Origin of the sequence: Microcoleus sp. Pol7_B2 (assembly GCF_036701035.1) — a bacterium.
Lineage (GTDB): Bacteria > Cyanobacteriota > Cyanobacteriia > Cyanobacteriales > Microcoleaceae > Microcoleus.
In genome coordinates this window covers 1-3,108 of the sequence record NZ_JAUBQB010000167.1, presented here as the reverse complement: position 1 = coordinate 3,108, position 3,108 = coordinate 1, and the positions used below count along the sequence as shown (strand labels likewise).

2 protein-coding genes and 3 pseudogenes are annotated in these 3,108 nt (G+C 42.1%); 2 read left to right on the top strand and 3 right to left on the bottom strand.

Annotation, left to right across the window (positions count from 1 at the left end; all coding sequences use genetic code 11):
- Positions 1 to 194: hypothetical protein (locus tag QUA57_RS28270; protein WP_333065100.1), on the top strand; the 194-nt coding region annotated here is incomplete at its 5' end.
- Here the strand turns inward: QUA57_RS28270 and QUA57_RS28265 are convergent.
- Complete coding sequence (locus QUA57_RS28265; RefSeq protein ID WP_333065101.1) at positions 181 to 492, bottom strand: DUF6444 domain-containing protein; 312 nt, start codon at positions 490 to 492, stop codon at positions 181 to 183. The genes QUA57_RS28270 and QUA57_RS28265 overlap by 14 nt on opposite strands.
- Positions 493 to 645: 153 nt before the next feature.
- On the opposite strand from QUA57_RS28265, the pseudogene QUA57_RS28260 reads away from it, so the two are divergent.
- Positions 646 to 1,703: pseudogene (locus QUA57_RS28260) on the top strand (ISKra4 family transposase).
- A gap of 37 nt (positions 1,704 to 1,740) precedes the next feature.
- Here the strand turns inward: QUA57_RS28260 and QUA57_RS28255 are convergent.
- A pseudogene (locus QUA57_RS28255) lies at positions 1,741 to 2,352 on the bottom strand (ISAs1 family transposase); the annotation flags it as partial.
- Positions 2,353 to 2,572: 220 nt separating this feature from the next.
- A pseudogene (locus QUA57_RS28250) lies at positions 2,573 to 3,108 on the bottom strand (IS630-like element ISMae27 family transposase); the annotation flags it as partial.

Here is a 3,108-nt window from a genome sequence, read left to right as displayed (position 1 = left end):
ATTATGTGCCAGATGTAACCCAAGGTGAAGACGCCTCTCGTATTCGGACACCACCTTTGATCCAAATTTGGGCTGTAGCCCGAAATTTTGCACTCAACATATATCGGGACTATGGATTTGCCAATATGGCTCAAGCCCAGCTTCGTGCGGGATTTAGCCTTAACCTACTTAAGGAATTATTTAGAATGAAATAGCCCTGCGTCCAAACCCTTTTCGGGTTTTTCCCTGATGACCCGGTTGTCCGCCTGGTTTCTTTTTTGGGTCTGCTTCTGGTTTGACTGTTGGTTTATCTGGTTTTTGGAGTAGATCCGTTGATGGCTGTTTGGATGAAGTCTGACTGGTGGTTCGACTTTTGCCCGTAGCAATCGCTAGTTTTTCTTGTAATTCTTCAATGATTTTTTGCAGCGCCAACACCATTTCCACCAGTTCAGCTTGCCTCAACTGCTCGATTTGGGTTTTTTCTTTCTGTCTGGTGGCAGCAGGCTTTTTCATTTGTTTATTTTACCAGATGCCGCCACTGACGTTTTTTTTGACCTGAATCCTTACAATGGGAGCATCTCAATTATGCAATGAGTATAAATACTTCTAACCCTCCTATGCAAGAATTATGTAAAATGTAAAAACACACTTACGAGTGAGAAAGATATGACCCCAGAAGAAACTCAAGAGCTCCAAAAATGTCTAGAAAAAGTATTCGCTATCTTACTCAAGAATACACCATCAGAACAGCTAAAAGACTTTGGCAGTATTGAATTAGCGGTTAGAGATCATGTCCTCAAAGAAGTAGCCCCAGAGATTGGAAAATTTTTTAAGCAGCAGCAGCCAAACCTAAGCAGGCAGAGCTAGACAAATCCAGACCTGCATGGGTAAATGGCGAGTGAGAGAACAACAAAGTAAAAAACTTGGACTCAAGAAAGGGACAAGATTAAGCCCTCACTTAGCAAAATGCTGCCTAATATTGAGCGCCAACGTATCTGTCGCCAATACCACCAAAGACTTACAACAACTGACAGGAATATACGTATCCCACAGTACGCAACAACGGCTAGTACATCGACAAGAATTTGTGGAGGCCTCTTCAGAAACAACTGTCACCGCTTTGAGTGTAGATGGAGGCAAGGCAAGATTAAGAACCGACTTAGGAGAAGCCAGTGAATGGCGAGACTACAAAGCTGTGGCATTGCATCATCAAAAGTGTGCGGCTTTCTTTCAAGAGAATGACCAGCTATTGGATTGGGTGAATCGACAGCCTTTAGGTGAGCCAATTACTTGTTTGGGTGATGGACATCCAGGGGTCTGGAATTTGATAGCTGGGATTGCTTCATGTGAGAAACGTTTAGAGATTTTAGATTGGTATCACCGATGCGGAAAACCTCTACAAACTGGGTGGCTCTAATCAACGCTTGCGAACAATGGAGGCTCATCTGTGGCATGGTCAGGTCGATGAGGCAATCACTGCTGTGGCTGACTGGGATGTACCTCACGTCAAGAACTTTCTGGATTATTTAGAACGACATCGATGTAGGATTCCTGACTATCAGGCGATGCAGTCTCAAAAGATCACAATTGGTTCCGGTGCTGTCGAGGCTACAATTAAACAAATTGGACGGAGGATTAAAATCTCCGGGGCACAATGGAATCGTGACAATCTGGCTCAAGTTCTGAAACATCGTTGTGCTTATTTAAATCTCGCTTGGGCCTGAATAGTATTTATACTCATTGCATATTTGAGATGCTCCCGAGATAATCGGCTTTTTTTTGACGAATCAGTCGGACTATTTCTGTTTGAGTCCCCATCGCATCAATGGTGATAATCGCCCCGGTAATGTCGATCAGTTCTAGTAGGGCTGGAATTGCTGTAATTTCATTGGAATGGTCTTCAACTTTGACTTGCCCCAGTACCAAACGCTGTTCGCTCGCCCAAGCTGTCACTAAATGTAAGTTTTTTAAATCTTTCTCTCGATCGTAAGAACCTCGCAAACTTTTGCCATCTATGGGGATGATTTCTTGGCAGACTGAACCCATAATTTGTTGCAACCATTGCGATAACTTCTGCTCTAAAACTTTCGGGTCTAGCTTTTCAAACACCCGGCGAAATGTATCATCGCTGGGGATGCCATTGGGTAACTCTAAAAATTTTTCTAACCATTGTTGCTTGCTGAGTCCATAATTTTCGATCTCTTCCCACCCCTGAGCACCGGCGATCGCAGCTAATATGATAATGACCAGAACGTCTTTCAGTAAATGTTGTTTGGTTCGGTCTACTCTCGGGTCTGGTATGTCATCAAAATAAGTTGAAGGCGCAGTAAGTGTTGCATGGAGATGGGTTGAGACCTGTCGGGTTTCGGTGATGATTTTGCCTCATTCACAACAGGCTCGAATCCTTTCTTAATTGATTTTTCCTCACCATTCGTGACACAGATGAAGCAGTATTATAGAACCAATTTGACATCTTTGAGGCTGCGAGTCGATCGCCCGTTGTCTCTCGGGCGTTGCTTAATCAGGGATGGGTTCAAAGAGCCGCTCTTGACAGGATGCTTTTTTATATCTTGCCCTTTTTGTCAAGTACAATTTATACCAAATTAGATGAGCTTACCCTGGGAGCATTATCGACTTGAATGATATGCAATTCATAGGGATATTGAAGCGACAATTGTTGCAAATATGCTTGAAAACAAACTTTGTCTAAATGGGAAAACTCCAAAAAAAAACTTCTGACAGTAGATGGGGATACGGCTCCGTAAAGCCAGAAATATTTAAATTTCCATTGATGTTTTCCTAGGGGTTTTACACCCCGTAGTGTTAGCCTTCGTCTCTGAATTGTATGTAGTCCTAATCGAGTTTCATCACTACACCAGAAGAGAAATTTATTATATTTATTTACTTGGTCAAGAGCTTTTTCCAGCAAACCTTTGACTTGATGAGATAGACTATTTTTTAATTCATTAATGGCCTTTGGCTTTTGTTCAACGCTTCGAGGTTTTGGGATTTTTAATTTACTTTTTAACTCTCCTTTGACCAAGGAGTATACAGGGTGCATCTCACTGTTGCAAATATATGAAAAAAGGGCGAAAATGAAAAAGCTAGTAAAACTGTGAAAAAAGATGA